Source organism: Polaromonas sp. P1_E3, from assembly GCF_056405935.1.
Window position 1 is genome coordinate 1 of sequence record NZ_JBFUBD010000250.1, and the last position, 4,106, is coordinate 4,106.

Sequence of the window (4,106 nt, forward strand, 5' to 3'; positions counted from 1 at the left end):
CAACGACCACTGCGCCGTGGGCATTGAACCCAACCGCGAACGCATCGCCGAACTGGTGGATCGCTCGCTGATGCTGGTGACGGCGCTCAACACGCACATCGGCTATGACAAGGCCGCCTTCATCGCCAAAAAGGCGCACAAGGAAGGCAGCAGCCTGCGCGATGCGGCGCTGGCTTCCGGTCATGTCACGGCCGAGCAGTTCGATGCCTGGGTGCGGCCTGAGAACATGGTGGGCTGACGCTGGCCGCAACCTGTCGGGAGATCGCGGGTGGGTTGAGGGAATTAAGGGTTTACCCTATGATTGTGGCCGTAAATGTTCAGACCACAAAAGGAAATCCATGACTGCCTTCGCCTTGTATTGGAACGTCGCCCAGGCCGCAGCCAGTGCACGCGTGCGCCTTGTGCTGCGTGAGTTGACGGCTGCTACGCCCTTGCATATTTTTATCAGCGCGTTACGAGCGCGCTAATTTTTTACCGGACGGTTTGCACCGTGAGCAATAGACCGCGCTACGCGGTTGCTTTTTTTCTTTCGTTTTCTTTTCAGTGAATCCCATGCCCGGTGCAATGCCGGGCACTTGCTGATTGCCGCATTGCGCGTTCAGCTCAGCCCTGCCGGCACCGCACTGTCTCATCTTGTTGAACTGAATCCTTCGCAGTGACCGAGCGCCGGCGCCCTGCGATTCTTTCATTCGGCTTTCACTTTTCGTGACAGTGCGTAAAGTTTTTTCCAAACTTGATCGCGGTCAATGGGCCTCCAAATGCGCGCTCTCACAATCCGCTCCACAACAACAGCATCAGCGATTGCAACTGCAATTTCCACGGCATAAAAGTGATTGGAGACATCAATGACATACGCGACTACTGCTATCCCCGCACCGTCCAGCGCCCATCGCTGGATACAGCTTCTCCTGGGCATCGTCTGCATGGCGATGATCGCCAACCTGCAATATGGCTGGACCCTTTTTGTGAATCCGATAGCCGACAAGTACGGCTGGAGCAAGGCCGCCATTCAGGTGGCCTTCACAATTTTTGTCTTGACTGAAACCTGGCTCGTGCCGATTGAAGGCTACCTCGTCGACCGTTTCGGGCCGCGTCCGGTAGTCATGGTCGGCGGCATTCTGTGCGGCGTGGGCTGGGTTATTAATTCCTTTGCCGATTCACTGATGCTGCTCTATATCGCAGCGGCCATCAGCGGCGTTGGCGCAGGTGCGGTGTACGGTACCTGTGTCGGCAATGCCTTGAAGTGGTTTCCAGATCGCCGAGGGCTGGCTGCGGGTCTGACGGCTGCAGGTTTTGGCGCGGGTTCCGCGCTCACCATTCTTCCGATCTCGGCCATGATCAAAGGTAGCGGCTACCAGTCGGCTTTCCTGTATTTCGGGATCATCCAGGGCGTGATCGTCTTCGTCGTGTCGTTCCTGTTGACGCGGGCACCGGCGAACCTTGCCAAGAGCGGCTCGATCTCCACGATCAATGTGCAGCAGAGCCGGCGTGACTACACGCCGTCCGAAGTCCTGCGTTCGCCGGTATTCTGGGTGATGTATGTCATGTTCGTGATGGTGGCAGCCGGTGGGCTGATGGCCACGGCTCAGCTCGGACCCATCGCGAAGGATTTCAATGTCGGGGATGTACCCGTCAGCATCATGGGCCTGGCGCTGCCGGCGCTCACCTTTGCCCTCGCCATCGACCGCGTGCTCAACGGGTTGACCCGTCCATTCTTTGGCTGGGTGTCGGACCAGATCGGCCGTGAAAAGACGATGCTGATCGCCTTCGGCATCGAGTCGGTCGGTATCCTGGCCCTCTACCAGTTTGGTCACAACCCGGTTGCCTTCGTGGTCCTGACGGGCATGGTGTTCTTCGCCTGGGGCGAGATCTACAGCCTCTTTCCCTCAACCTGCGCCGATACCTTTGGCTCCAAGTACGCCGCCTCCAACGCGGGCCTGCTGTACACCGCCAAGGGCACAGCGTCGCTGCTGGTACCGCTGTCCAGCGTGCTGACGGCCATGACCGGTAACTGGCACGCCGTGTTCATTGTTGGCAGCGTGATGAACGCAATTGCGGCCCTGATGGCCTGGTATGTATTGCGCCCGATGCGGCGCGCGGAGATGGAAAAAGCCGTGCTGCCTGCGGCTGCGGTAGACAAGGCTGCCGGCTTCGTTCATCTCCCTCAGTCCGCGCAATAAACAGCAGGCCTTGCGTCCCGGCGGGTCTGGGACAATAGGGCATGCTGAAGCTTGTTTACCGCACCCTCAACCAGTTCATCAATTCGCAATCGCTTTCGGGCGTGGTGCTGGCGCTGGCCGCGGTGGCCGCGCTGGTGTTGAGTAACTCGCCATGGGGTGAGGCTTACAACCGGTTTGTTCAGTTGCCCGGTGAGCTGCGTGTAGGCGGTGATTTGCTGGTGCTTTCCAAATCGCTGCTGCACTGGGTTAATGACCTGTGGATGGCGGTGTTTTTCTTTCTGGTGGGCCTGGAGATCAAGCGCGAATTGCTGGAGGGGGAGCTGGCCTCGCGTGCGCAGGCGCTCTTGCCGGCAGGCGCCGCATTGGGCGGCATGATTGCGCCGGCGCTTTTCTACATGGCGATCAATGCTGGTGATCCGGTTGCCATGCGCGGCTGGGCAATTCCTGCTGCCACCGACATTGCATTTGCATTGGGCATCCTGGTGCTGCTGGGCAGCCGGGTGCCGGCATCACTTAAGGTATTTTTGACCGCTGTCGCGATCATTGACGACCTCGGGGCCATTCTGATCATTGCGTTTTTCTACACCGAGGGTTTGTCGGTGATGGCGTTGCTGGCGGCGGGAATCGGCGGCTTGCTCTTGCTGGCCTTTAACCGGGCGAGGGTGATGGCCATAGGGCCCTACGTGGCGGTGGGGCTGGTGATCTGGCTTTTCGTTTACAAGTCAGGCATTCATGCCACGCTGGCGGGCGTCATTACCGCGCTGGCCATTCCTTTGTCAGACGGAAAGGGCGGCTCGCCGTTGAAAACCGCAGAGCATGCACTGCACCCCTGGGTGGCTTTTGCGGTGTTGCCCATGTTTGCGTTTGCCAATGCGGGAGTGTCGCTTCAGGGGGTAACCGTCGGAACGCTTCTTCAAAGTGTGCCCTTGGGTATCACGGCGGGCCTTCTGGTGGGAAAGGCGGTCGGGGTGTTCGGGGCTTCCTGGTTGTTGATTTGCTTTGCCGGTGCACGCCTGCCCGCCGGTGCCGGCTGGAGCCAGTTCTGTGGCGTGTGCCTGTTGTGCGGCGTGGGCTTTACCATGAGCCTGTTCATCGGTGCGCTCGCATTTGCCGGCCAGGATGCGGCGTACGAGACCCAGCTCAAGCTGGGTGTGCTCTGCGGTTCATTGTTGTCGGGGGTGCTGGGCGCAGTGATGCTGCTGCGCAGCAGCACCACTGAAAAAGCGTCGGACTAGCTCGCCCCGCGGGGCAGGTTCAGTGCTTTTGCGCAGCGATGCCCGACATGATCTTGTCGGTGTAGGCGATCGCGATGGCTGAGAGCAGGAAGGTGATGTGGATCACCGTCTGCGCGATCAAGACCTTGTCCGTGTAGTTGTCGGCGTTGATGAAGGTCTTGAGCAGGTGAATGGAGCTGATGCCAATGATGGCTGTCGCCAGCTTGACTTTCAGCACCGAGGCGTTCACGTGGCTCAGCCATTCGGGCTGGTCGCGGTGGCCTTCCAGGTTCATGCGGCTCACAAAGGTTTCGTAGCCGCCCACGATCACCATGATCAAGAGGTTGGAGATCATGACGACATCGATCAACGCCAGCACCACCAGCATGATGACCGTTTCGTTCAGTGTGACCACCGGTATGGCGGTCTTGTAGCCAATGCTGGTGATCAGCGACTGCAGGGCGGTCTGGCTGCCGAAGGCAGCTTCAATCAGGTGCCACAGCTCGACCAGGAAATGCACCACGTACACCGCCTGCGCTGCGATCAGCCCGAGATAGAGCGGCAACTGCAGCCAGCGGCTGGCGAAAATCAGGTTGGGAAGGGGGCGCAACGGCGAGACTTTTCCGGCGGAAGGGGTTTTGATGGGTTCAGTCATGATGGCGTAAGCTAAAAGATTGCGGCATTGTAGGGGGAGCGCAGCTGCCCCCGGAAT

At 59.4% G+C, this 4,106-nt stretch carries 4 protein-coding genes and 1 pseudogene; 4 read left to right on the forward strand and 1 reads right to left on the reverse strand.

Translation table 11 applies throughout. The features are described from left to right. From AC1D0Z_RS17035 to nhaA, 4 genes and pseudogenes are all read left to right on the forward strand, one after another. A pseudogene (locus AC1D0Z_RS17035) lies at positions 1-238 on the forward strand (class II fumarate hydratase); the annotation flags it as partial. Positions 239-338: 100 nt separating this feature from the next. After that, positions 339-467 (forward strand): hypothetical protein, encoded by a 129-nt coding sequence (locus tag AC1D0Z_RS17040; protein WP_477659403.1) that lies wholly within the window; start codon positions 339-341, stop codon positions 465-467. Between the two features lie 378 nt (positions 468-845). Next, entirely contained in the window at positions 846-2,180 is a 1,335-nt protein-coding gene (gene oxlT / locus AC1D0Z_RS17045) for an oxalate/formate MFS antiporter (RefSeq protein ID WP_477659404.1), read from the forward strand. A gap of 41 nt (positions 2,181-2,221) precedes the next feature. Beyond that, on the forward strand, positions 2,222-3,415 hold the full coding sequence (nhaA, locus tag AC1D0Z_RS17050; RefSeq protein ID WP_477659405.1) for a Na+/H+ antiporter NhaA: 1,194 nt from the start codon (positions 2,222-2,224) through the stop codon (positions 3,413-3,415). A gap of 19 nt (positions 3,416-3,434) precedes the next feature. On the opposite strand, the gene AC1D0Z_RS17055 is transcribed toward nhaA, so the two are convergent. Beyond that, positions 3,435-4,049 (reverse strand): YqhA family protein, encoded by a 615-nt coding sequence (locus AC1D0Z_RS17055; RefSeq protein WP_477659406.1) that lies wholly within the window; start codon positions 4,047-4,049, stop codon positions 3,435-3,437. Positions 4,050-4,106: the final 57 nt, after the last annotated feature.